We start from the raw sequence: 21,305 nt of genomic DNA on the forward strand, positions 1-21,305 counted from the left end.
GGACGCACCCTGGCGGTCATCACTCTGGCATGATGGGCCCGATGTTGGCGCTCGCCTCCGCCGTGGTCTACGGCCTGGTCGATTACGCCGGCGGGATCCTGTCCCGCCGGCTCCACTACGCCTTCGTCGCCTGGGTGGGCCAGGTGGGCGGACTGCTCTTCGCGCTGCTGGCCGCGATGGCAGTCCCCTCCGAACATGTCGGTCTCATCGATCTGGGGTTCGGTGCACTCTCCGGGGTCGGCAGCGCCGTCACCATGCTGTACCTGAACCGCGCACTGGCCCGCGGGGACATGAGCGTGGTCCTGCCCATCAGCGCCGTCACCGGCGTGGCCCTGTCCGTGCTGTGCGGGGTCTGGTTCCTCGCGGAGCAGCCCACGCCGGCGGCTTGGGTAGGCATCGCGATGATGTTGCCGGCCTTGTGGCTCGTCTCCAGTGGCAGGAGGGGACTCCACGGCTCGTCGGCGATCCGGGACGGCCTCATCGCCAGCGTTGGCGTGGCGGTCCAATATATCGGGCTGGGCCTGGCCACGGACGGCAGCGGGCTCTGGGCTGTGGTCGCCGGCCGTGCGGCCGCAGTCCTGGTCCTCGCCCCGGTGTTCGCCACCGCCCGGAACGCCTGGCCAGTCAGCCGGACAGACATTGCCAAGGCCCTGGCCATCGGTGCTGGTGCCGCACTCGGACTCGCCTTGTATTTGCTGGCCACGCGGCAGCAACTGCTGGCCATCGCCGTCGCCCTGGCATCGCTCTACCCGGTGATCCCGGTCCTGCTCGGGGTCTTCGTCTTGCATGAACATGTCACCCACCGGCGGGTCATCGGTCTGGTGGCCGCCGGCATCGCGGTGGTCCTGCTCAGCCTCGGGTAATCGGTCCTGCCAAACCTCGACCTCAAGAGTCCGCTCGGCCTGTCTCGTCTCGTCTCGTCTCGGAAGCCGACCATGGCCCGTGGCGAAGTCGGGCTGCGCAGGAATGGAGTCGGCCCTGGGATCACACGGTCCTAAGGTCGATTCCATGAACCAGACCAGCACGGGCATCGGCACGAACATCTACGTCAACCTGCCCATCCAGGACGTTGCGGCCGCGAGGACGTTCTGGACCTCGGTGGGAGTGCGCATCTCAGAGGACTACTCCGATGAGAACGCGCTCTCGCTCTCCTTCAGCCCGCATGTGACCGTGATGCTGCTGACCCGGGACTTCTACGCCAGCTTCCTCGACGGCAAGCCGGTGGCGGACACCCAGGCCGCCAACGGCGCGATCATCGCCCTGGACGCAGCGGCCCAAGAGAACGTGGACCCCTTCGTGGACGCCGCCCTGGCCGCCGGGGCCACCGAGGTCCCGCCCAGTGACCCGAACCCCGCGCAGGAGATGGTGGATGCCGGCCTGATGTACGGGCGGACCTTCACGGACCCGGACGGCCACCAGTGGGAGATCCTCTGGATGTCCTCGGAGATGCCCGCCGGCTGAACAGCCGCTCGGGCCACGCCGGATTCGGAGCACATGACATGATGACAGCAACCGAGGCCCGCCACCACACTAGGTTCGTGAAAGACCAGCGTGGAGAGCACGAGGCCGCGGCGCAGCGGGCCGCCCGGTTCATTGCGGACCACGCCACCGAATCCATCACGGTCGCGGACATGGCCGATGCCGCCGGCTACAGCCAGTTCCACTTCACCCGGATGTTCGCCCAGCGGTTGCGTGTCACCCCCAACCGCTTCCTCGCCGGAGTCCGGTTCCACCGGGCCAAGGAACTGCTCCTGACGGAGGACCACTCCGTGGTGGACATCTGCCACGAGGTGGGATTCTCCTCCCCTGGTACGTTCACCCGCCGCTTCCGTGATGCCGTCGGCGTGGCCCCCTCCGAGCTGCGCCGCCTCGCGGACACCCTCACCACCACCACGTTGGCCCCTTTCGCCGTGCTCCCGCCCGGCGTCACGGAGGCCGACCTGACCGCAGGGGTCCCGAATCCCGCCACCGGTCAGCTCGGGACTGTCCACGGCACCGTCCGCCTGCCGCCTCACCTGCGCGGCGGTCCCGGACTGGAGGCCTTGGTCTGGATCGGCTTCTACCCGGCTCCGTCCCCTGCCGGCCTGCCGGTGACCGGCGTCCTCCGCCTCGGCGAGGGCTCCTTCCGGTTGCCCCTGGTCGCCTCCGCACCGTGGCTGCTGGCCACGGCCGTGCCGGCCACCGCGGAACCGATGGAGCACCTGGCCAACCCGCGCCCCGCCGTCGGCGTCCATCCCCAACCGCTCACGGCCTCGGCCACCGTGGCGCTGAGCCTGGACTTCGCGGCCCCGTGGCAGTTCCCGATGCTCAGCGCGCTGCCGTCGATGATGCCCCGGTACCGCCCACCGGTCTGATCCATCCGAACCCGGCGTGGCCAACCGACCCCGCCACCCTGCGCCGACACCCTGCGCTGACACCAGGAGACCGCCATGACCGAGAACACCAGCCCCGCCGCCAGGACCACTCACACCCCCATCACCGCCGGGTCACCCGTCTGGGTGGACCTCGGTGTCCCGGACCTCGGCGCCGTCCAGGGCTTCTATCAGTCACTGTTCGGCTGGGAGTTCGAGGACATGGGCCCTGACTTCGCCAACTATCACATGATCACCCGCCACGGTGCGTCCGTGGGCGGCGCCATGTCCCAGATGGAGTCCGACGCCGATCAGCCCGCCGCGTGGACCGTCTACCTCAAGAGCGACGACATCGAGAAGTCCCTGACGGATACCGCCGCGGCAGGCGGCGACGTGATCGTCCCCGCCATGCCGATGCCCGGGCTCGGTTCGATGGGCGTGGTGATCACCCCCGGCGGGGAGGGTATGGGTATCTGGCAGGCGGACGGCTTCGAGGGGTTCGTCCTGGACGGCACCGTCGGCGCCCCGGTCTGGTTCGAGGTCATGAGCTTCGACTATGACGCCGATGCCGAGTACTACCGGACGGTCTGGGGATGGGAGCCGACCCTCCTCGGCGAGAACGGCGAAGAGGCCGGCGCGGACGCCGGTGCCGATCCTAGCGAGCAGTCGGGCGAGGCCGAGGAGGGTGGCGAGGGCGGACGCTACGCCAACAACCACCCGGGAGAGGCCGCAACGGCCGGGCTGTGCGATGCCCCACGCGACTGGTTCCCCGAGGGCACCGACTCCTACTGGCGCCCATACTTCATCGTCGAGAACGCCGATGCCGCCGCGGACCTGGTCCGGGCGCAGGGCGGAATCGTGCTGGACGGCCCGATGGACACGCCCTTCGGACGTCTGGCCACCGTGGCCGATCCCGCCGGGGCCACATTCCAGATCTCGGAGCTACCCGCCGGGTAGCGGACTCACGTGGTGGGGGTGTTCGGGAGTGTGTCCGGCGCGTCCGCCGCGATCTGCCGCAGCCGCTCGGTGTAACCGTCCCACCAGTCCTCCGGGGCACCGTCTTCCTCGCCGGGGAGGTTGGAGTTGCCGGGGGCCAGGCCCGCGGCGCCGTCGAGCAGTTCCCGCAGGATGTCCACGTGCCCCAGGTGCCGCTGGTACTCGGCCACCATGTGTACTAGCAGCCGGCCGAGCGTCACCGTCCCGTTCCTCCACCACGGCACGGTCCCGACGGCGGCCAGGTCCAGCCCGTCGATCGCCGCATCAGACGCTGCGGCGCAGCGGTCCGCGAGCGCGAAGACCCACTCCACCGATTCCTCGGCGGTGGCATACATGTCCGCATTGGGCTCGGAATCGTCCTCGAACCACGGCATCTCGATCCCCGAGGGCCGGCCGAAGCAGCCGGTGAAGTACTCGACCTCCACCGAGGAGACGTGCTTGAAGATCCCCAGCAGGTTCGAACCGGTAGGGGTCATGGGGGTGCGGAGCTGCCGCTCCGTGAGCCCTTCCAGCTTCCAGCGCAGGTCACGCCGGGCGGTCCTCAGGTAGTGGTGGAGGACGGCCTTCACGCTGCCGTCCTCCGCGGAGCCGCTGGGCGGGCGGGCGTCGATCGGGGTGGCGTCGGTCGGGGTGGCGGCAGGTTCGCTGGGCATGCCGGCCATGGTGGCATCCCCACGGGGCCGGCCACTATCCCCGGTGAGCGGTGCGTGTGGCGTGCGCCAGGACGGCATGACGCCGGATGAATCCGCCGGGGGCGGCTCAACTACGATTGACGTGTCAAGCTCGAGTGAAGGTGCATATCCCTATGGCCGAAGACCGGCTGTCCCCCGTTTCCCCCCGACGCGGAGCCCGCCTGGCCACAGGCGCGGCGGTGCTCACGCTCCTGCTCACGGCCTGCAGCGGCGGTGAGAGCGGCTCCGGAAACGGTGATGCCGGTGCGGGAGAACCCGTGGAGGGCGGCACCCTCGTCTACGCCACCGGGGACGCCGAGCCGACCTGCCTGGACCCGCACGTGGGTGGCAACTACCCGCAGGCGCTGCTCAGCACGCAGTACCTCGAGCCGCTCGTCGGGCGGGACGCGGAGGGACAGATCCAGCCCTGGCTGGCCACGGACTGGGAAGTCAGCGAGGACGGCCTCACCTGGGGCCTGACCCTGGCCGAGGACATCACCTTCACCGACGGCACGCCGCTGGATGCCGAGGCCGTGAAGGCGAACATCGAGCACCTGCAGGACCCGGACACCGCCTCCTCCACCGGTTTCCTCGCCGTGCAGAAGATTGCCGAGGTCGAACCGGTGGACGCCACCCACGTGCGCTTCCACCTCAGCGAACCCGACTCCGCGCTACTGGAGTCGCTGAGCATGCAGTGGACCGCCATGCAGTCCCCGGCCGGCATCGAACGCGGCATGGAGGAGAACTGCGCGGCCCCGATCGGCACCGGCCCCTTCACCGTGAGCGAGTGGGTCCCCCAACAGCACGTCATCCTCGAGCGCAACGAGGAGTACACCTCCCACGGACCGGAGGCGGAGCACGACGGCGCCGCGCACCTCGAGCGTATCGAGTGGCGGTTCCTGCCGGACCCTGCCACCCGCTGGGCGGCCCTGCAGTCCGGTGAGGTCCACGTCATGGACAACCCCGAGCCGGAGGCGATCGTGGCCGCCGAGAACGGTGCGGCCGGCGACCAGTTCAGCCACCTGGACGCGCCCCGTCCCGGCTCCGTGAACCGGATCGAGCTCAACTCCGGGCAGGCTCCCTTCGACGACGAGCGGGTGCGCGAGGCGTTCATCCGTTCCGCGGATGTGGACCCGGGGATCGAGGCGCTCTACCAGGGCGTGGCCACCCGGTCCCACTCGCCACTGTCCAGCGCCGAGCCGATGGCGTACAGCGACCCCGCCCTCTTCGGCACCGACCGGGAGGCCGCGGAGCGGCTCCTGGACGAGGCTGGCTGGGACGAGACCGACTCCGAGGGCTACCGCGTCAAGGACGGCGAGCGCCTGACCGTGCGCTTCCCGGTGAGCACCAACCAGTCGGTGGCCGCCGAGCAGGCGCTCTTCGAGCAGATTCAGGCCAACACCCGCGAGGTGGGCTTCGAGGTCATCCTCACCCCGCTCGACCTCTCGGCCTGGTACGGCGCCCTGGCCGCGCCCGAGGACGGTGGCGACAACGATTACGAGGCGGTCAGCGCTCCGTACACCAAGGTCGGTCCGGACGTGCTGAGGACCCTCTACCACTCCGCCGGCACCGAGCCCGCGCCCAGCGGCTACTTCGCCAACCTCTCCCAGGTCACGGACGAGGAGCTGGACGCCACGCTGGAGGAGGCCGCCCGGATCACCGATCCGGACCAGCGCGCCGCGCTGTACGAACAGGCGCAGCGGACGGTGCTGGAGGGCTACTACATCCTGCCGCTGTACGACCAGCAGAACCACTTCCTCACCCGCGGGGTGACCGGCGTGACGACCCTCGGCACGGTGGCCACGCCCACCTTCATCAACGCCCAGCTGACACAGCCGTGATCCCGTGAGGCGGGGCCGGACGGACGCGGCATGAGGGCCGTGCTGCGCTGGCTGATCGGCCGCCTGGCCGCGGTGGCCCTCGTGGCCTGGGTGGTTGCCACCGTGGTGTTCTTCGCGCTGAGGGCCGCGGGCGGCGATCCTTCCGAGGCGATCCTCGGAGGCCCCGGCTCCCAGGCGAGCGAGGAGTCGATGGCCCGGGTGCGGCAGGAGTACTCCCTCGACGAGCCACTCCTGGTGCAGTACCTGCTGCAGCTGGCCCGCACCGTCACGTTCCAGCTCGGTGACTCCTACGCGCGGCGCCAGCCCGTGGCCGAGCTCATCGGGGACCAGCTGCCCGGGACGCTCGCCCTGGCCGGCCTCGGGCTCGTGCTCGCCTGGGCGCTCGCGCTGGCGGTCGCGACCCTGGCGGTGCGCGCCCGCGGCCCGCTCGCCCGCCGCGCGATGGGCCTGCTGCGCGGCGGCGAGGTGGTCGCCTCCGTCATGCCGCACTTCTGGCTGGGCGCCGTGCTGATCTCGGTCTTCGCCGGCGGGCTCGGCTGGCTGCCGGCCACGAGCAGTGACAACTCCCTGCGGTCACTCATCCTGCCGGCCCTCACGCTCGCCGTCCCCGTGGCCGGCTTCCTCGGTCAGGTCATGCGGGACGGCCTGGAGGAGGCGCATACGGCCCCCTTCGCGACGACGGCCCGCACCCGGGGTGCCTCGGAGCGGTGGGTGCTGTGGGTCCACTCGCTGCGGCACGCCGCGCTGCCGGCGATCGCGCTGTCCGGGTGGGCGTTCGGCTCGCTGCTCTCCGGGGCCGTGGTGGTCGAGACCCTGTTCGGCCGGCCGGGCCTGGGCCGTCTGCTGATCGACGCCACGCATGCTCGGGACGTGCCGCTCGTGATCGGCGTGGTGCTCGTCATCGCCCTGGGCTACGTAGTGGTCATGTCCGTGGCCGACCTACTCGAGCGCGTCGTCGATCCCCGGCTGCGCGGCCGGGTCGAGGCCGTGCGGAAGGCACCCGCGGGCGAGGTGGTCTCGTGAGGGGGCAGCAAACGGCCAGCCGGTCGCAGGGCCGGGCCGCCGCCGTGGGTGGGTGGGCAAGACGCTGGGCCGCGAACCTGGGGCCGGGCGGGATGGTGAGCGCCGGCGTCGTGCTCCTGGTGGTGCTGGCCGCGCTGCTCCCGGGGCTGCTCGCCCCCGGTGACCCCACGGCGGTCGCTCCGGCGCAGGCCTACCAGCCGCCGGGGCCGGGCGCGGTCTTCGGCACGGACGCCTCCGGGCGGGACGTCTACACGCGCGTGGTGCACGGGGCGGGCCAATCGCTGGGCGTCGGAGCGGCCGCCACGACGATCGGGCTGGGTCTCGGGCTGCTGCTCGGCTTCGGCGCCGCCCTCGGCCCGCGTTGGCTCGACGGTGCGCTCAGCCGGGTCATCGAGGTGCTCTTCGCGCTGCCCAGCCTCGTCCTCGCCCTGCTGCTGGTCTCGGTGCTCGGCGCGGGCGTGGGTCCCTCGGTGCTCGCCGTGGGCCTGGCCACCGCCCCCGGCTACGCCCGGATCCTGCGCGCTCGCGCCCGCTCGGTGGTGCACAGCCCCTACGTCACCGCCGCCCGGCTGGAGGGGGCGTCCGCGCCCGAAGCGTTCCTCCGCCACGTGGTGCCGAACACCCTGTGGCCGCTGATCGCTGTGGGGACCCTGGGGATCGGGCAGGCGATCGTGTGGGTCTCCGCCCTGAGCTACCTGGGTCTCGGCGCGCTACCGCCCTCCCCGGAGTGGGGGGCCATGCTCAACGCCGGCCGGCTGCACATCACCAGCTCTTGGTGGCTCACCGTGGCGCCGGGGCTGGCGATCACGGCGGCCGCCGCCGCGCTGACGATGCTCGGCCGGCGGCTCAGCGCGGTGGCGCCGGCATGAGCGGCGCAGGCGTGACCCCGGTCCTCGACGTCGCCGGACTCACCGTCTCCTTCCCGGGCGTCGGGGAGGTGCTGCGGGACGTGGACCTCTGGTTGGAGCCCGGGCGCTGCCTGGCCGTGGTCGGCGGGTCCGGGGCCGGCAAGTCCGTGTTGGCGCGCAGCCTCGTCGGGCTCGCCGGGGAGGGCGGAGCGCCGGCCAGGGTCTCTACCGAGCGGTTCACGGTGGCCGGTCAGGACGTCACGGGGGCGGACGCCCGGCGGTGGCGAAAACTGCGCGGCTCCGAGATCGGCTTCGTGCTGCAGGACGCCCTGCAGTCGCTCGACCCGTTGCGCACCGTGGGCGCCGAGGTGGGCGAGTCGCTCCAGTTGCGCGGGGCCCGCCGGCCGGAACGCAGCCGCCGGGTGCTGCAGGCCCTGGCCCACGCTGGCCTGGACGAGCCGGAGACGCGGGCCGCCCAGCGATCTGGGGAGCTGTCCGGCGGGATGCGGCAGCGCGCTCTCATCGCCTCGGCGATCGTCTCCGAGCCGCAGTTGCTGGTCGCCGACGAGCCGACCACCGCCCTGGATGCCACGGTGGCCCGGGGCGTGCTCGAGCTGCTCGGGCGGCTGCGGGACGAGGGGACGGCCGTGCTGCTCGTGACCCACGACCTCGGCGCGGTGGCGCGGCTGGCCGACGACGTGGTGGTGCTGGACGGCGGCCGCGTGGTCGAGTCCGGCAGTGCCGGGCAGGTGCTGCACCGGCCGGCACACCCCGTCACCCGGGCCCTCGTGGCCTCCGTCCCGCGGGGCTCTGGGCAGCGGCCACCTGTCCCGGAGCAGGCCCCGGAGGTGCTGCGTGCCAGGGGACTGCATCGGAGCTACCGGTTGCCCGGCGGTGGCACGGTGGACGCCCTCGACGGCGTGGACCTGACCGTGCGCCGCGGCCAGGCGCTCGGGGTGGTCGGGGAGTCCGGCAGCGGGAAGTCCACGCTGGCGCGGATCCTCGTGGCCGCCGAACGGGCGGACGCCGGCCGTGTGGAGCTGGCCGGCGAGCCGTGGAGCGAGCTGCCCGAACGGCACCGCCGGCCCCGGCGCCACCTGGTCCGGCTGGTCCCCCAGGACCCGCTGGGCTCCTTCGACCCGCGCTGGGACGGTGGGAGAATCCTGCGCACGGCGCTGCGCCTGTCCGGCAGCGCGCGCACGCCTACGGAGCTGCTGGAACTGGTCCGGCTGCCGGCCTCCGTCCTGCACCGCAGCCCCCGTTCGCTCTCCGGCGGTCAGCGGCAGCGGCTGGCGATCGCCCGGGCCCTGGCCGCCGAGCCCGCCGTGCTCGTGCTGGACGAGCCGGTCTCCGCCCTGGACGTCACGGTGCAGGCCTCGATCCTGGAGACGCTGGCCGACTTGCAGGACCGCACCGGCACGGCCCTGGTGCTGATCTCCCATGATCTCGCGGTCATCCGCCAGGTCTGTGACACGGTCGCCGTCATGCACAGCGGGCGGGTCGTGGAGCACGGACCCGTGGAACAGGTCTGGGCCCAGCCGAGCGCCCCGTTCACCCGCGCACTGCTGGAGGCACGGCCACCCCTGCCGTGAGACAGGTCGACGCCCCCGAGTCGGTAGACTCAGGGGCCGTCCGGCCGTCATGCGGCCTACAGCCACCCCCGGAGGTCCACCGCTTCATGTCCAGTGCCGAATCCCCTGCCGGTCCCACCGCCGGCTCCCCCGCGATGAACCGGGCCGGCGACCCAGCCGACCACCCGGCCCCAGACTCCGGCGGGCCGGCAGTCCCGGCCGAGCGGCCGACGTCGTTGCTGGGCAACCTGGTCCGCGGGGCGCTGATCGGCGCGGTGGAGACCGTCCCGGGCGTCTCCGGCGGCACCGTGGCGCTCGTGGTGGGGATCTACCACCACATCATCGACTCCGCGGCGCACGTGATCTCCGCCGTGCGCCGGCTCATCACCGGGCCTGACCGCCGGGCTGGTGCCGCCGGTCACCTGCGCCTGGTGCACTGGAAGGTCGTCCTTCCCGTGGCCCTCGGCATGCTGGTCGCCGTGTTCACGGTGGCCGGCCCCATGGCGGATGCCATGGAGAACCACCCGGTGCTGATGCGCGCGCTGTTCTTCGGCATGGTGCTGGCCTCCGTGGCCGTGCCGTTCCGGATGATGCTGCAGGGCCTGGCCACCGAGCGGTTCCGGCGCGTCGCGGTGGGCAGGGACCCCGGGGACGTCCGCCTGCGGCCAGTCCACCTGATCGGCGGGCTGGCCGCCGCCGCGGCCACCTTCCTGCTGGTCTCCCTGCCGCCGGCCTCGGTCGAGGCGCACCCGCTGGTGCTGGTGCCCGCGGCCATGGTGGCCGTCTCCGCCCTCGTGCTGCCGGGACTCTCCGGCTCATTTCTGCTGCTGACGTTCGGCCTCTACGAGCCCACGCTGCGCGCCGTGGACGAGCTCGACCTCGCCTACCTGGGCGTCTTCGCCCTCGGCATGGCGCTGGGCATGGTGGTGGTGGTGAAGCTGCTGAAGTGGTTGCTGGACCACCACCACACCATCACCCTGGCGATCCTGACCGGTGTCATGATCGGCGGGCTGCGGACCTTGTGGCCCTGGCAGGATGAGGCTCGGGGGCTCTTCACCCCCGGGGACGACGCCGGCCCGGCCACCCTACTGGCCTTGGCCGGTTTCGCGGTGGTCGCCCTCCTGCTGGTGGTGGACGCCCGGGTGCAGCGGCGGTTCCTGCGCGAGCACGACGCGCACACCGGCGCCGTGAGGGGCTGAGCCGGGGGCGACCGCCAGCTGCGTACAACCGCGGTCAGAACGGGCGGCTCAGAACCGGCTCAAAACGGGCGGCAACGCGCCAGATCCGGGAAGACTGCCCGCAGCAGCGGCGCGATGCCGTGGCCGGCCGGGGCCTCCGGGGCGGCCGGGTCCATCCAAACCAGTTCCTCGATCTCGGCGTTGGCCTCCGGGACCTCGTTACGGGCCAGCGGACGCAGGAGGACGAAGACCTCCGAGTGGAGCTGGTGCCCGTTCTCATTGGCGGCCGGGGTGTCCCAGGCACCGATGTGCTCCAGGTCCTCCGGGGGCACGGCCAGACTCGTCTCCTCCGCCAGCTCGCGGATCGCGGTGTCCAACGGGGCCTCGTCGTCCTGGTGTTTGCCCCCGGGGAACATGAACATGGTGGTGCCGGCCTTGCGCACCGTCAGCACCTTGCCGTCCGGACGGTACAGGACCACCGCGGCAACCTCGATCGGCTGGGTGGCGCTGGATCCGTCCGGAACTGAGTTCTGCATCCCCCCATCTTCTCGCGGCCGCCGCGAAAAGGTTGAAAATGTCAGCGAGGGCGTGTTGTACCCGGCGGTAGGCGCTCCGGGACGGTGGCGCGGACAGGGCGGGACGAGCTCTGCCGCCGAGGGCCGCGGAGTGTCAGGCCTCGTCGTAGAGGCGGAACGCCATGGTCCCGTGGGTGACCGCCGCGCCCGCTCCCAGGGCGGCGGCGATCATGCTCGCCTCGGCGACCTGAGCCTTGGTGGCGCCGGCCTTCTTCGCCTGAGTGACGTGGACCTGGATGCAGTACGGGCACTGGGAGGAGATCGCGACACCCACGGCGATGAGCTCACGGTTCAGCAGGTCGATCGCCCCGCCCTCCCGGCCGATGCTTCCATCGAACTTGGCATAGGCGGCGAACTCGGGGCCGGCCAGTTCCTTGTACTCGCTCAGCCGGTCGAGGTCTTCTGGGGAGTGGTAATGGGTCGTCATGGGGATGGTCCTTCCGATCTGTTGAGGGGTAGGTCCCGGTGGGCGTCATGCTCTCATGGGCCGGGGAGCGCGGTCTACCGGCTGGTCTACATCCGGACCGTGCCGTCGAGCACCGTGACGCAGTCCCCGCCCACCCAGATGGTCTCCGGGTCCGTGGCGTCCTGCTCCACGTGGACCCGTCCGGCGCGCGCCAGGGCCGTGCCCTGCGCGGCCACGTACCGCGCTGGCAGCCGCCCCGCACCGATGAGCCACTGGGCCAGCCCCGCGTTGAGGCTGCCGGTCACCGGGTCCTCCGGGATCCCCAGGCCGGGGACGAAGGCACGGACCTCGACGTCGGCCGGGGCCGCCACGGACCGGTGCGGTCCCACGAGGCCGATCTTCAGTTCCGACCCGGCCTGCGAGGCGGCGCGGAGCACGGCCTCGGCATCCGTGAGCAGCAGGCCCATCCAGCCGGGGCCGTTGTCCACCCAGGCCGCGTCCACCAGGTCGGTCTGTTCCAGCCCCACCTCGGTCAGGGCGCGGTCCACGTCGGCGGGGTCTACTGGACCGGAGCGCGCCAGGGGCGGGGCGGCGAAGGCGAGCCGGCCGGCGTCGTGGGCTCGTCCGTCCCCCTGCTCCAGGCGCAGTGTGATCAGGCCCGCCGCACACTCCTGCGCTACCCGCCCCTCCGTCGCCGGGCGGCCGCCGGCGACTAGCCAGGCGTGCGCCGAGCCGAGCGTCGGATGGCCGGCGAAGGGCAGCTCGCCACCCGGGGTGAAGATGCGCAGCCGGTAGTCGGCGGCGGGATCCGTGGGGGTGAGCAGGAAGGTGGTCTCGGAGAGGTTGGTCCACCGGGCGAAGGCCGCCATCTGTTCCTCGGCCACCCCGTCCGCCGCGTGCACCACGGCCACCGGGTTACCGGCCAGCGGCTCCGCGGAGAACACGTTGACCTGGGAGAAGGGGCGCGTGGTGAGGCGTGGCGCGGGGGCCGCGGGCTGGTCCATGCGCCGAGTGTAGCTTCGGCCCGGATGACGCCGTGCCCTGTGGCCTAAGGTGGGACCGTGAACCACCTCTGGGAACTCATCCACACCGAACGCGCGGCACTCGCGGACGACCTGGCGGGCCTAGACGAGGAGCAGTGGCAGTTGCACACCCTGTCCACAGCGTGGACGGTGGAGCAGGCCGTGGCGCACCTGACGGCGGGGGCCTCGACCGGTTTCTGGGCGTGGATCCGCAGCATCGTGGGGGCGGGGTTCAATGCGGATAGGCACAACCAGCGGCGGCTCGAGGAACGGCTGGGCGCCACGCCGGCAGGGACGCTGGAGCAGTTCCGCGCCACCATTGACTCCACCGTCTCGCCGAACGGGACCCTGCAGGCCTGGCTGGGCGAGGTGGTCATCCACGGCGAGGACATCCGCGTGCCACTGGGCCTGCGCCGGACCTACCCGGACGAGGTCCTGGTGACGCTGCTCGACTTCTTCGAGTCCTCGAACTTCACGGTCCCCTCGAAGGCCCGCGCCCGGGGGCTAACCCTGGTGGCCCGGGACGTGCACCACTGGGTGGGTGCCGGCCCGGAGGTGGAGGGCACCGCCCTGGACCTCATCATGGCCATGGCCGGGCGACCGGTTCCCGCCGAGCGGTTCCGCGGGGCGGGAGCGCTCGACTTCGACGCCCGCGGCCACGAACCCTCCCAGCGCCGCTGAGGGGTCAGGCGTCCGAGACCGTGAACCGGGTGTTGCGGTAGGACGGATTCTGCAGTTCGTCGAGGATGCCCACGGCCATGGTGCCGGCGGTGGTGTGGGATCCCCCGTCCGCGGCGGTCAGCAGGGAGTCCTGGCCCACCTGCGGCGTGGTGGCCTCGCCGGGGGTGAACATCATCTGCGGGGAGACCCCCACCCAGTCCACCGAGTCCACGGCGCGCAGGTACTCCAGCTGCTCCAGGGCCGCCTCGGGGATGCTGATCCAGGCCTCGGAGCCAGGAGCCTTCCGGATGTCCTCGATCGCGAGCCGGCCGGTCTCCGGATTGGTCAGGGAACCGGCACCGAGGATGAACAGCAGCCGCGGGGACGCCTGATCCGAGGCTGGCGCCGCCTGTACCAGCTGGCGCGTCAGGTCGTTGTGGGTGTGGGCCTGGTCCGGCGAGGTGCCGAAGGCATCCACCACCGCGTCGAAGCCGGCCAGGTCCGCGGCGGTCAGGTCGAAGGCGTCCTTCTCCACGACGGCGGCCTCGGCCCCCAGCAGTTCCCTCGCCTTGGCGGCGTCGCGGACGATCGCCACGGCCTCCTCGCCGCGGCGCGCGGCCTCGCGGTAGATCTCCTGTCCGGCCATGCCGGTGGCCCCGATGATGCCGATCTTCATGCTGTGCTCCTGTTCGACGACGTGTCCATTCTTAGGGGGAACAGCGCGGGGACGGGGGAACAGCGCGGGGACGAGGTCTCTTCCCACCACACGGAAAACGGTGCGGGATCACCCGAAGGCCAGCGACCCGGCAATGAAGACCATGACCGAGCCGACCACGATGTCCACCATCTTCCACGTCCGTGGGGTGTCCAGCAGCGGGGCCAAGGCGCGGACGCCGAAGCCCAGGGTGAGGAACCAGATCGCCGAGCCGGTCAGGGCGCCGCCGGCGAAGATCCACTTCTCGGCCCCGTAGGAGTTGGCCAGGGTGCCCAGCATGACCACCGTGTCCAGGATCGCGTGCGGGTTCAGCAGGGACACGGACAGTGCCGTCAGCACCACGGTCCACACCGGCGTCAGCGCCCGCTGCCGCCCGCCGGAGCGGTCCATCCGCACGGACAGCCGCTGCCGGTCCGAGACCACGGACAGCGTGCCGGTCGCCGGCCCTCCGGCGGCCCCTGTCCCGCGCCCGACGCCGGCTCCGGCCCCCACCAGCGCGGGCTCGCCCCCGGGTGCGCACCCCTCCCCCGCGTCGTCGGCGACGGCGGCGCCCGGCCGTGCACCGCCGACGTGCTCTGCGTCTGCCTCATCCCCGTCATCCGCGCTCACCGCCATGGACCGCCGCGCGCCGAAGGCGGAGCGGAAGGATGAGTACGCGAACCAGAGCAGGTAGGCCACGCCGCCCCACTTGAGGACCTCCAGCAGCCACGGGGCGTTCTCGGTGATCACGCCGACACCGGCCGTCCCGGCCGTGATCAGCACGATGTCTCCCACCAGACAGACGGCGAGTGCCAGCAGGAGCCGGTCGCGTCGGATGGCCTGGCGCATGATGAACAGGCTCTGGGCACCGATGGCCACAATGAGGGCGAGGCAGGTCAGCAGACCAGTCAGGAAGATCGTCACGCAGCCACGTTAGGGGCGCCGAGACATCCGTTCCACCTACATATCCTTCAGGGTATTAAGCTTTACTTCATGAATACCGAGCACCTGCGGGCCCTCGCCGCCGCCGTGGACGAGGGGACCTTCGACGCCGCCGCCGCGCTCCTGCGCATCTCCGGATCGGCCTTCTCCCAGCGCATCAAGGCCCTGGAGAGGGACGCCGGCCAGGTCCTGCTCACGCGCACCGTCCCGGTCGGCACCACGGCCGCCGGGGACCGGATGCTGCGCCTCGCCCGGCAGGTGACAGTGCTGGAGGATGAGACGAGGCGCTCCCTCGGCCAGGGCACCGGCGGGCGCACGGTGCTGTCCGTGGCGGTCAACGCCGACTCGATGGCGACCTGGTTCGTGGAGGTGCTGCGGCAGGCCGCCACCTGGGATGACGCCGTGCTGCAACTGCACCTTGAGGACCAGGAGCACACCCACGAGCTGTTGCGCTCCGGCACGGTCATCGCGGCCATCACGGAGGACCCCTCCCCCGTCTCCGGCTGCCTCTCCATGGAGCTCGGTGCCATGGACTACCACGCGGTGGCGGCGTCCGCCCTGCTGGACCGGTACCGGCGCGAGGACGGATCCGTGGATTTCGATGCCGTTCCCGTGCAGGAGTTCGGCACCCGGGACAATCTGCAGCGCAGTCGGCTGGCCGCCTGGCGCGCCGACCAGGCCAGCCGAGGATCCTCCGTGACCGGAGGGGGCAGCAGGGGCACGCGCGGCGACCAGAGGGGCAGTCAGAGCGGCGGCCGGAGCGGCGACGATGGGATGAGTGAGGCCGGACCCCCGCGCCATCAGGTCCCCACCGTCGGTGGGTTCAACGCGGCAGTGGCCGCGGGACTGGGCTGGGGCATGATCCCTGCCGGACAGCTGCCGGAGGGGGTCCTGGAGGGCACTCACTCGGACCTGGTGGCCATCCCTGAGCTGGGCCAGTCACGGGTGGCCCTGCACTGGCAGCGCTGGACCGCCGGGACTGAGGCGCTGGACCGGCTCACCGCCGCGGTGCAGCAGGCGGCACGCCACATGGCGTGAACGCGCAGCCGACGGCCCGTCGCGCGGTCGCCTGAGCCCGGCCCGGCGGGACGCAACATGGCCTGAGTGCTCGAGGCGATGGTGTGGACTGGGAACCCGGACGGCCCTCAGGCCGGCCCAGATCTTCCCCTCTGATCTCACACCTCACTTGCGAAGGACTCCGCATGTCCCAGACCGTTCGGTCCTCCCCCGCCCGCGTGCTCCTTCTGGGTTTTGGCGCCATCGGCCGCCACGTCGCCACCCTGCTGGCACCGGAGCGGGACGCCGGCCTACTCCAGCTGCGGGCGGCCGAGCGCGATGTGGCCGCTCACGGGCACCGGGCCGTCCCGGGAGTCGAGCTGGTCACCACCGGCCAGGACACCGACTGCCCCACCTGGCCCGAGGCATTGGCGGAGGCCGACCTGGTGGTGGAGTGCGCCGGCGTCACCGCCGCAGGCGAGTACGGCCCCGAGATCATCGCCGCGGGGACCGACCTGGTCCTGACCAGCGTCGGGGCCCTCGCCGATGCGGACCTGGCCCGGACGCTGCTGGCCGGCCCCGGGCGACTCTGGGTCACCAGCGGGGCCATCGGTGGCTTCGACGTCCTCGCCGCGGCAGCCGATGCGGACGGCCTGGACTCGGTCCGCATCCGCACCTCCAAACTCCCCACGTCCCTGATCCGGCCGTGGATGACTCCGGCTGAGCAGGACCGCCTGCACGCGCTGCGGCCCGAGGACGGCCCTGTGACGGTTTTCGCCGGCGGTCCCGCCGAGGCCATCGAGCGGTTCCCGGCCAACGTCAACGTCGCCGTCGGACTGGCATGGGCCACGCGCGGGAGGGCGGGGGCCGGCGTCGGGATGACCGGTGGTGGCGTCGGAGTTGGCTGTGTTGACATGCCGGAGGACGTGGCCCTGCTGCGTCGGTCCCTGGGGCGGGTCCGGGTGGAGCTCGTGGCCGATGCGGCCGCCGTCCGCAGCCGTCACGAGATCCTGGCCACCGGTCCTGCCGGTCGGATCGAGCTCACCTTCGAGTCGGCGCCCAGTCCGGAGAACCCCAAGACGTCCGGCATGACGGCCCTCTCGGTGACCCGCACGATCCGTGAGGCCCTCGCCCGGCGCGGCTAGGGGATGCGGGAATCCGCCGGGATCGCGTACTCGGTGCCCGTCGCGGTGCGCTCCAGCAGGGACGCGTCCACGAGGTAGCGGCGCAGCATCGCCACGTCCGGGTGGAACACGTGCAACCGCTGGTTCAGTTGCGGTTCGGTGAGGACCTCGTCCGGCCCCAAGGCGTGATCGCGCACCCACCGCAGCACCTCGGTGCGCTCGGCCGCCGAGGCCGGCATCGCCTCGATCCGGGGTCCGCGCCCGTCCACCAGGAACTTCCCGACGCCGCCCCTCGCCTCCCGCTGCCCACCACGGGCGCTCACGGTGAGGGGCGCCCGCAGGGCGTTGCCGTCCACGGTGACGGAACCGATGTCATCCTCCATCAGGATGCCGAGCTTCAGCCAGCCCTCCACGGACTTCTGCTCCTTGGTGGTCAGGTCGCCGCGGGCCACGGGGTCGAGGATGTTGAGGGCAGCCCGGGCGAAGACCGTGCGGGCGGCCTCGTTGCCCAGGGCGGCGAGGATCGGCTTCCAGTCGGGGGCGGCGTCGGAGGGGTGCGGGGACGGGGCGGCGGGAGTGTTGGCTGGATCACTCATGAGTCCAGTATTGCCCACACCCGGGACAACAGACAGGGTCTTCCATGCTTGCCCCTGTCCCCGCGGTCCGGCACAGTGCAGGGACAGGACCTCATGCCGCCCGCACCCCGAAGGGACCCCACCCATGGACCGTGAGACGGACCTGGATCCGGAAGCCCGGCCGACGACACTGCAGGATGACCGGGTGGTCAGCCGTCCGGGCACCGGGCCGGACGCAGATCCGGGCGCCGATGCCGCAATCCGGGAGCTCGAGCAGCAGCTGCGCGGTGAGGTGCACACCTCCACGCTCCGCCGCGCCCTGTACAGCTCGGACGCCTCCAACTACCGGATCGCCCCACGGGTGGTGGTCTGCCCGCTGGACGAGGCCGACGTCGTGACCGCCGTCCGGATCGCGGCCCGGCACGGGCTGCCCGTGACCGTGCGGGGCGGGGGCACCTCCATCGCGGGCAACGCCGTCGGCCCCGGGCTGATCCTGGATGTGGGGAAGCACCTGCATCGGATCGTGGGGATCGACGCTCAGGCCCGCTCCGCCGTCGTGCAGCCGGGGGTGGTGCTGACCGATCTACAGGCCGCCGCGGCGCCGCACGGACTGCGGTTCGGGCCGGACCCGTCCTCGGCGAGCCGCTGCACCATCGGCGGGATGATCGGCAACAACGCGTGTGGCCCCCACGGACTCGCCTACGGTCGGACCGCGGACAATGTCCGCCGCCTGCGCTGGCTGCTGCCGAACGGGCGGATCCTGGACGTGGTGCCGGGGCGCGATGCTGTGGATCAGGTGCCCGGGCTGGAATCCTTCATCCAACGGCACCTCGAGCTGCTGCGCACCGAGCTGGGCCGGTTCAACCGCCAGATCTCCGGCTACAGCCTCGAACACCTGTTGCCGGAGAACGGCCGCAACCTGGCCGCCGCCCTCGCCGGGACGGAGGGCACGTGCGGGGTGCTGCTCGAGGCAGAGGTGGACCTGGTGCCCCGGGCGCCGGCGCCGGCGCTGGCGGTCATCGGCTACCCGGACATGCCCGCGGCGGCCGACGACGTCCCCTCCCTGCTGCCCCATCGGCCGCTGGCGCTGGAGGGCCTGTCCGGCGAGATGGTCGAGGTGGTGCGGCGGTCCCCCGGCGGTGACGATGTGCCGGAGTTGCCGGCCGGCGGCGGCTGGCTGATGGTCGAGGTCGGCGGGGCGGACACGGCCGAGGCGGTGGCCGCCGCGGAGGCGATGGTCCGTGCCGCCCACGGCCTGGAAGCGGTGGTGCTGCCCTCCGGTCCGGAGGCCGCCCGGCTGTGGCAGATCCGCGCGGACGGCTCCGGGCTGGCGGTGCGGACGGCCACGGGCGCCCACGCGTGGCCCGGCTGGGAGGACGCCGCCGTGCCGCCGGAGCACCTCGGGTCCTACTTGCGGGACCTGAAGGAGCTCATGGACGATCGCGGCCTCTCCGGCCTGGCCTACGGGCACTTCGGCGACGGCTGCATCCACATGCGCATCGACTTCCCCTTCGCCTCCGGCTCCTCCGAGTTCCGGGAGTTCATGGAGTCCGCCGCGCAGCTGGTGGCCCGCTACGGCGGGTCCCTGGCCGGTGAGCACGGAGACGGGCGGGCGCGCAGCGAACTGTTGCCGGCCATGTACTCGCCGCAGGCCCTGGACGCCTTTGCCCAGTTCAAGGCCCTGCTCGACCCGGCGGGGCTAATGAACCCGGGGGTGCTGGTGGACCCGGATCCGATCGACGCGGCCCTGCGCCGCCCCGCCTCCTCCGAGCAGCGGGCCGCGGACGGCTTCGCCTTCGCCGACGACGACGGCTCGGTCGCCGACGCCGTGCACCGCTGCGTGGGTATCGGCAAGTGCCGGGCGGACCTGCGCGAGCAGGGCACCTTCATGTGCCCGTCCTACCTGGCGACCGGGGATGACAAGGACTCGACGCGCGGGCGGGCCCGGGTGCTGCAGGAGATGCTCAACGGCGGGGTGGTCACGCTCGGGTGGGAGTCCCCCGAGGTCCATGAGGCTCTGGACCTGTGCCTGTCCTGCAAGGCCTGCGCCAGCGACTGCCCCACCGGCGTGGACATGGCCACCTACAAGTCCGAGACCCTGCACCGGACCTACCGCGGGAAAGTCCGTCCGCTGGCCCACTACACCCTGGGGCGCCTGCCCTTCTGGCTGCGGCTCGCAGCACCCATGGCACCGCTGGTCAACGCTGCCGGCCGGGTACCGGTGCTGCGCCGGACCATGATGGCGCTGATGGGGGCGGACGCCCGGCGGTCCCTGCCCCAGCTGCCGCGGGCGCCCTTCCGCTGGTCCGCGGCGGCTCGGTCGGCCTCGGGGCACGGCGCCGGCGGGGCGCCCGCCGCTGATGGTCCGGTGGCGACGTCGGGGCACACGGCGGCGACGCTCGCGCCGGACGGCACCGGCCGGCGTCGGGTGGTGCTGTGGGTGGACTCCTTCTCGGACGCCCTGTCTCCGGAGATCCCCGCGGATGCCCTCGAGGTGCTGGACGCCGCCGGGTGCGATGTGCAGGTGGTCGGGCAGTCCACCGGTGAGCAGGCCTGCTGCGGGCTGACGCTGATCTCGACCGGACAGCTCACGGCGGCCAAGGAGAAGCTGCGCCGGACCGTGGAGATCTTGCTGCCGCACGTGCGGGCCGGGCGGGCCGTCGTCGGGCTGGAGCCCAGCTGCACTGCCACGCTGCGCTCGGACCTCGTGGAACTGCTGCCCGAGCACCCCGGCGCACGAGAGGTGGCGACGGCCGTGCGGACGGTGGCCGAGCTGCTGACCGAACTCGACTGGACGCCACCCCGGGCCCAGGGTGCGGACGGGAGGCTCCTGGTCCAGTCGCACTGCCACCACCATGCGGTCATGGGCTATTCGGCCGACGAGGCGATCCTGGACGCCATGGGCTGCGACGTGGAGACCTCCAACGGCTGCTGTGGCCTGGCCGGGAACTTCGGCATGGAGCAGGGACACTACGAGATCTCGGAGACGATCGCCCGCCAGGGCATCTTGGCGAAGGCAGACGCCGCCCCGGACCGGGCCCTGCTGGCCGACGGCTTCTCCTGCCGCACCCAGGTGAAGGACCTGGCGGGTCTCGACGGCCGGCATTTGGTCCAGGTGATCGCGACGGCGCTCCGGGACCGATGAGTGACCGCCTCAAGGATGCGATTGACCTTCACTGAAGGAGAAGTAATCGATAGGATTGAATCCTACTCGAGGAGATTCAGGGCATGAGGACCACCAAGCAAATGAGCGTGACGCTTCCTGTTGAGATGGCCGCCATGGTGCGGGCGAAGGTGTCCTCCGGTGAGTACGCCTCCGAAAGTGAGGTCATACGCGAGGGCCTGCGCGCGCTGAGTGCACATGACCGAGCGGTCAACGAATGGCTCAAGGCCGAAGTCGCCTCTGCCTACGACCAGCTCGACGAGGACCCCAGCCGGCTGCAGTCCATAGAGGACGTACGCGCCCGGCTCCGCCCCCACTCAAAAGGGTGAGCTACACCGTCGGGTTTAGCCCAGAGGCCACCGGACATCTCGAAGAACTACGTGACTACATCACTTCTCGTTCATCCCCTGAGGTTGCCGACGGCTACATCGAGGACATTCTCAGCCTCTGCGAGAGCCTGACTGACTTCCCCTTCAGAGGCACCCAACGCGATGACATCCGACCGGGAATTCGAACGCTGGGGTTTCGTCGCCGGGTGGTGATTGCCTTCAGGATCAATGAGAAGTCCCACCAGATCGAGGTGCTCGGCGCCTTCTACGGGGGCCGCGATCTCCCCGCGATGTTGGACTGACAAGACTCGTCCTTAAATCGTCCGCCCGTCTCCTTACG

Annotated in this window: 22 protein-coding genes; 15 read left to right on the forward strand and 7 right to left on the reverse strand. The window is 71.8% G+C overall.

From position 1 onward, the window contains the following. The first annotated feature begins 29 nt into the window (after positions 1-29). The 4 genes from C8E99_RS11300 to C8E99_RS15905 all read left to right on the forward strand — a co-directional run bounded on the left by C8E99_RS11300 (position 30) and on the right by C8E99_RS15905 (position 3,308). Positions 30-863 carry a GRP family sugar transporter gene (locus C8E99_RS11300; RefSeq protein ID WP_170144589.1) on the forward strand — a complete coding sequence of 278 codons (834 nt, stop codon included), beginning with the start codon at positions 30-32 and terminating at the stop codon, positions 861-863. 145 nt (positions 864-1,008) lie between these two features. After that, the gene (locus tag C8E99_RS11305) at positions 1,009-1,461 is read left to right on the forward strand and encodes a VOC family protein (RefSeq protein ID WP_211309033.1); all 453 of its coding nucleotides are present in this window, start codon (positions 1,009-1,011) and stop codon (positions 1,459-1,461) included. Between the two features lie 77 nt (positions 1,462-1,538). Next, positions 1,539-2,354, forward strand: coding sequence for a helix-turn-helix transcriptional regulator (locus tag C8E99_RS11310; RefSeq protein WP_170144590.1), 816 nt, complete (start codon positions 1,539-1,541; stop codon positions 2,352-2,354). A 75-nt stretch (positions 2,355-2,429) separates the two neighbouring features. After that, entirely contained in the window at positions 2,430-3,308 is an 879-nt protein-coding gene (locus C8E99_RS15905; protein ID WP_170144591.1) for a VOC family protein, read from the forward strand. A 5-nt stretch (positions 3,309-3,313) separates the two neighbouring features. On the opposite strand, the gene C8E99_RS11325 is transcribed toward C8E99_RS15905, so the two are convergent. Next, positions 3,314-4,000, reverse strand: a complete 687-nt coding sequence (locus C8E99_RS11325) for a DinB family protein (RefSeq protein ID WP_115933434.1) — start codon at positions 3,998-4,000, stop codon at positions 3,314-3,316. Positions 4,001-4,152: 152 nt separating this feature from the next. Here C8E99_RS11325 and C8E99_RS11330 point away from each other — a divergent pair, with 152 nt between their 5' ends. The 5 genes from C8E99_RS11330 (at position 4,153) to C8E99_RS11350 (ending at position 10,500) form a co-directional block, all read left to right on the forward strand. Next, the gene (locus C8E99_RS11330) at positions 4,153-5,859 is read left to right on the forward strand and encodes an ABC transporter substrate-binding protein (protein ID WP_115932373.1); all 1,707 of its coding nucleotides are present in this window, start codon (positions 4,153-4,155) and stop codon (positions 5,857-5,859) included. A 30-nt stretch (positions 5,860-5,889) separates the two neighbouring features. Beyond that, on the forward strand, positions 5,890-6,882 hold the full coding sequence (locus C8E99_RS11335) for an ABC transporter permease (RefSeq protein ID WP_115932374.1): 993 nt from the start codon (positions 5,890-5,892) through the stop codon (positions 6,880-6,882). Next, positions 6,879-7,751: an ABC transporter permease gene (locus tag C8E99_RS11340; protein ID WP_245952282.1), complete on the forward strand. Its 873-nt coding sequence runs from the start codon at positions 6,879-6,881 to the stop codon at positions 7,749-7,751. Before C8E99_RS11335 ends, C8E99_RS11340 begins: the two co-directional genes overlap by 4 nt. Continuing rightward, on the forward strand, positions 7,748-9,322 hold the full coding sequence (locus C8E99_RS11345) for an ATP-binding cassette domain-containing protein (RefSeq protein ID WP_115932376.1): 1,575 nt from the start codon (positions 7,748-7,750) through the stop codon (positions 9,320-9,322). Before C8E99_RS11340 ends, C8E99_RS11345 begins: the two co-directional genes overlap by 4 nt. A gap of 86 nt (positions 9,323-9,408) precedes the next feature. Then, positions 9,409-10,500: a DUF368 domain-containing protein gene (locus C8E99_RS11350; protein WP_245952284.1), complete on the forward strand. Its 1,092-nt coding sequence runs from the start codon at positions 9,409-9,411 to the stop codon at positions 10,498-10,500. Between the two features lie 59 nt (positions 10,501-10,559). Here the strand turns inward: C8E99_RS11350 and C8E99_RS11355 are convergent, their stop codons facing one another. The 3 genes from C8E99_RS11355 to C8E99_RS11365 form a co-directional block, all read right to left on the reverse strand. Beyond that, on the reverse strand, positions 10,560-11,015 hold the full coding sequence (locus C8E99_RS11355; protein ID WP_115932377.1) for an NUDIX hydrolase: 456 nt from the start codon (positions 11,013-11,015) through the stop codon (positions 10,560-10,562). Positions 11,016-11,148: 133 nt separating this feature from the next. Next, the gene (locus tag C8E99_RS11360) at positions 11,149-11,481 is read right to left on the reverse strand and encodes a carboxymuconolactone decarboxylase family protein (RefSeq protein WP_115932378.1); all 333 of its coding nucleotides are present in this window, start codon (positions 11,479-11,481) and stop codon (positions 11,149-11,151) included. An 86-nt stretch (positions 11,482-11,567) separates the two neighbouring features. Beyond that, complete coding sequence (locus C8E99_RS11365; RefSeq protein ID WP_115932379.1) at positions 11,568-12,464, reverse strand: PhzF family phenazine biosynthesis protein; 897 nt, start codon at positions 12,462-12,464, stop codon at positions 11,568-11,570. 57 nt (positions 12,465-12,521) lie between these two features. On the opposite strand from C8E99_RS11365, the gene C8E99_RS11370 reads away from it, so the two are divergent. After that, positions 12,522-13,163, forward strand: coding sequence for a maleylpyruvate isomerase family mycothiol-dependent enzyme (locus C8E99_RS11370; RefSeq protein WP_115932380.1), 642 nt, complete (start codon positions 12,522-12,524; stop codon positions 13,161-13,163). 4 nt (positions 13,164-13,167) lie between these two features. Here C8E99_RS11370 and C8E99_RS11375 read toward each other — a convergent pair whose 3' ends face one another. Both C8E99_RS11375 and C8E99_RS11380 read right to left on the reverse strand, forming a co-directional pair. After that, on the reverse strand, positions 13,168-13,818 hold the full coding sequence (locus C8E99_RS11375) for an NAD(P)-dependent oxidoreductase (protein WP_115932381.1): 651 nt from the start codon (positions 13,816-13,818) through the stop codon (positions 13,168-13,170). A gap of 108 nt (positions 13,819-13,926) precedes the next feature. Then, positions 13,927-14,760 carry a LysE/ArgO family amino acid transporter gene (locus tag C8E99_RS11380; RefSeq protein ID WP_115932382.1) on the reverse strand — a complete coding sequence of 278 codons (834 nt, stop codon included), beginning with the start codon at positions 14,758-14,760 and terminating at the stop codon, positions 13,927-13,929. A 69-nt stretch (positions 14,761-14,829) separates the two neighbouring features. Here C8E99_RS11380 and C8E99_RS11385 point away from each other — a divergent pair, with 69 nt between their 5' ends. Together C8E99_RS11385 and C8E99_RS11390 are read left to right on the forward strand one after the other, a co-directional pair. Beyond that, the gene (locus C8E99_RS11385; protein WP_115932383.1) at positions 14,830-15,816 is read left to right on the forward strand and encodes an ArgP/LysG family DNA-binding transcriptional regulator; all 987 of its coding nucleotides are present in this window, start codon (positions 14,830-14,832) and stop codon (positions 15,814-15,816) included. A 164-nt stretch (positions 15,817-15,980) separates the two neighbouring features. Beyond that, positions 15,981-16,919, forward strand: coding sequence for an aspartate dehydrogenase domain-containing protein (locus tag C8E99_RS11390; RefSeq protein ID WP_115932384.1), 939 nt, complete (start codon positions 15,981-15,983; stop codon positions 16,917-16,919). Here C8E99_RS11390 and C8E99_RS11395 read toward each other — a convergent pair. Then, entirely contained in the window at positions 16,916-17,494 is a 579-nt protein-coding gene (locus C8E99_RS11395) for a DUF2087 domain-containing protein (RefSeq protein WP_115932385.1), read from the reverse strand. The genes C8E99_RS11390 and C8E99_RS11395 overlap by 4 nt on opposite strands. Positions 17,495-17,618: 124 nt before the next feature. Here C8E99_RS11395 and C8E99_RS11400 point away from each other — a divergent pair, with 124 nt between their 5' ends. The 3 genes from C8E99_RS11400 (at position 17,619) to C8E99_RS11410 (ending at position 21,267) form a co-directional block, all read left to right on the forward strand. After that, the gene (locus C8E99_RS11400) at positions 17,619-20,618 is read left to right on the forward strand and encodes an FAD-binding and (Fe-S)-binding domain-containing protein (protein ID WP_115932386.1); all 3,000 of its coding nucleotides are present in this window, start codon (positions 17,619-17,621) and stop codon (positions 20,616-20,618) included. Positions 20,619-20,701: 83 nt separating this feature from the next. Continuing rightward, the gene (locus tag C8E99_RS11405) at positions 20,702-20,965 is read left to right on the forward strand and encodes a type II toxin-antitoxin system ParD family antitoxin (protein ID WP_115932387.1); all 264 of its coding nucleotides are present in this window, start codon (positions 20,702-20,704) and stop codon (positions 20,963-20,965) included. Next, positions 20,962-21,267 (forward strand): type II toxin-antitoxin system RelE/ParE family toxin, encoded by a 306-nt coding sequence (locus C8E99_RS11410; protein WP_115932388.1) that lies wholly within the window; start codon positions 20,962-20,964, stop codon positions 21,265-21,267. Before C8E99_RS11405 ends, C8E99_RS11410 begins: the two co-directional genes overlap by 4 nt. Positions 21,268-21,305: the final 38 nt, after the last annotated feature.

Source organism: Citricoccus muralis (assembly GCF_003386075.1).
Taxonomy (GTDB): Bacteria; Actinomycetota; Actinomycetes; order Actinomycetales; family Micrococcaceae; genus Citricoccus; species Citricoccus muralis.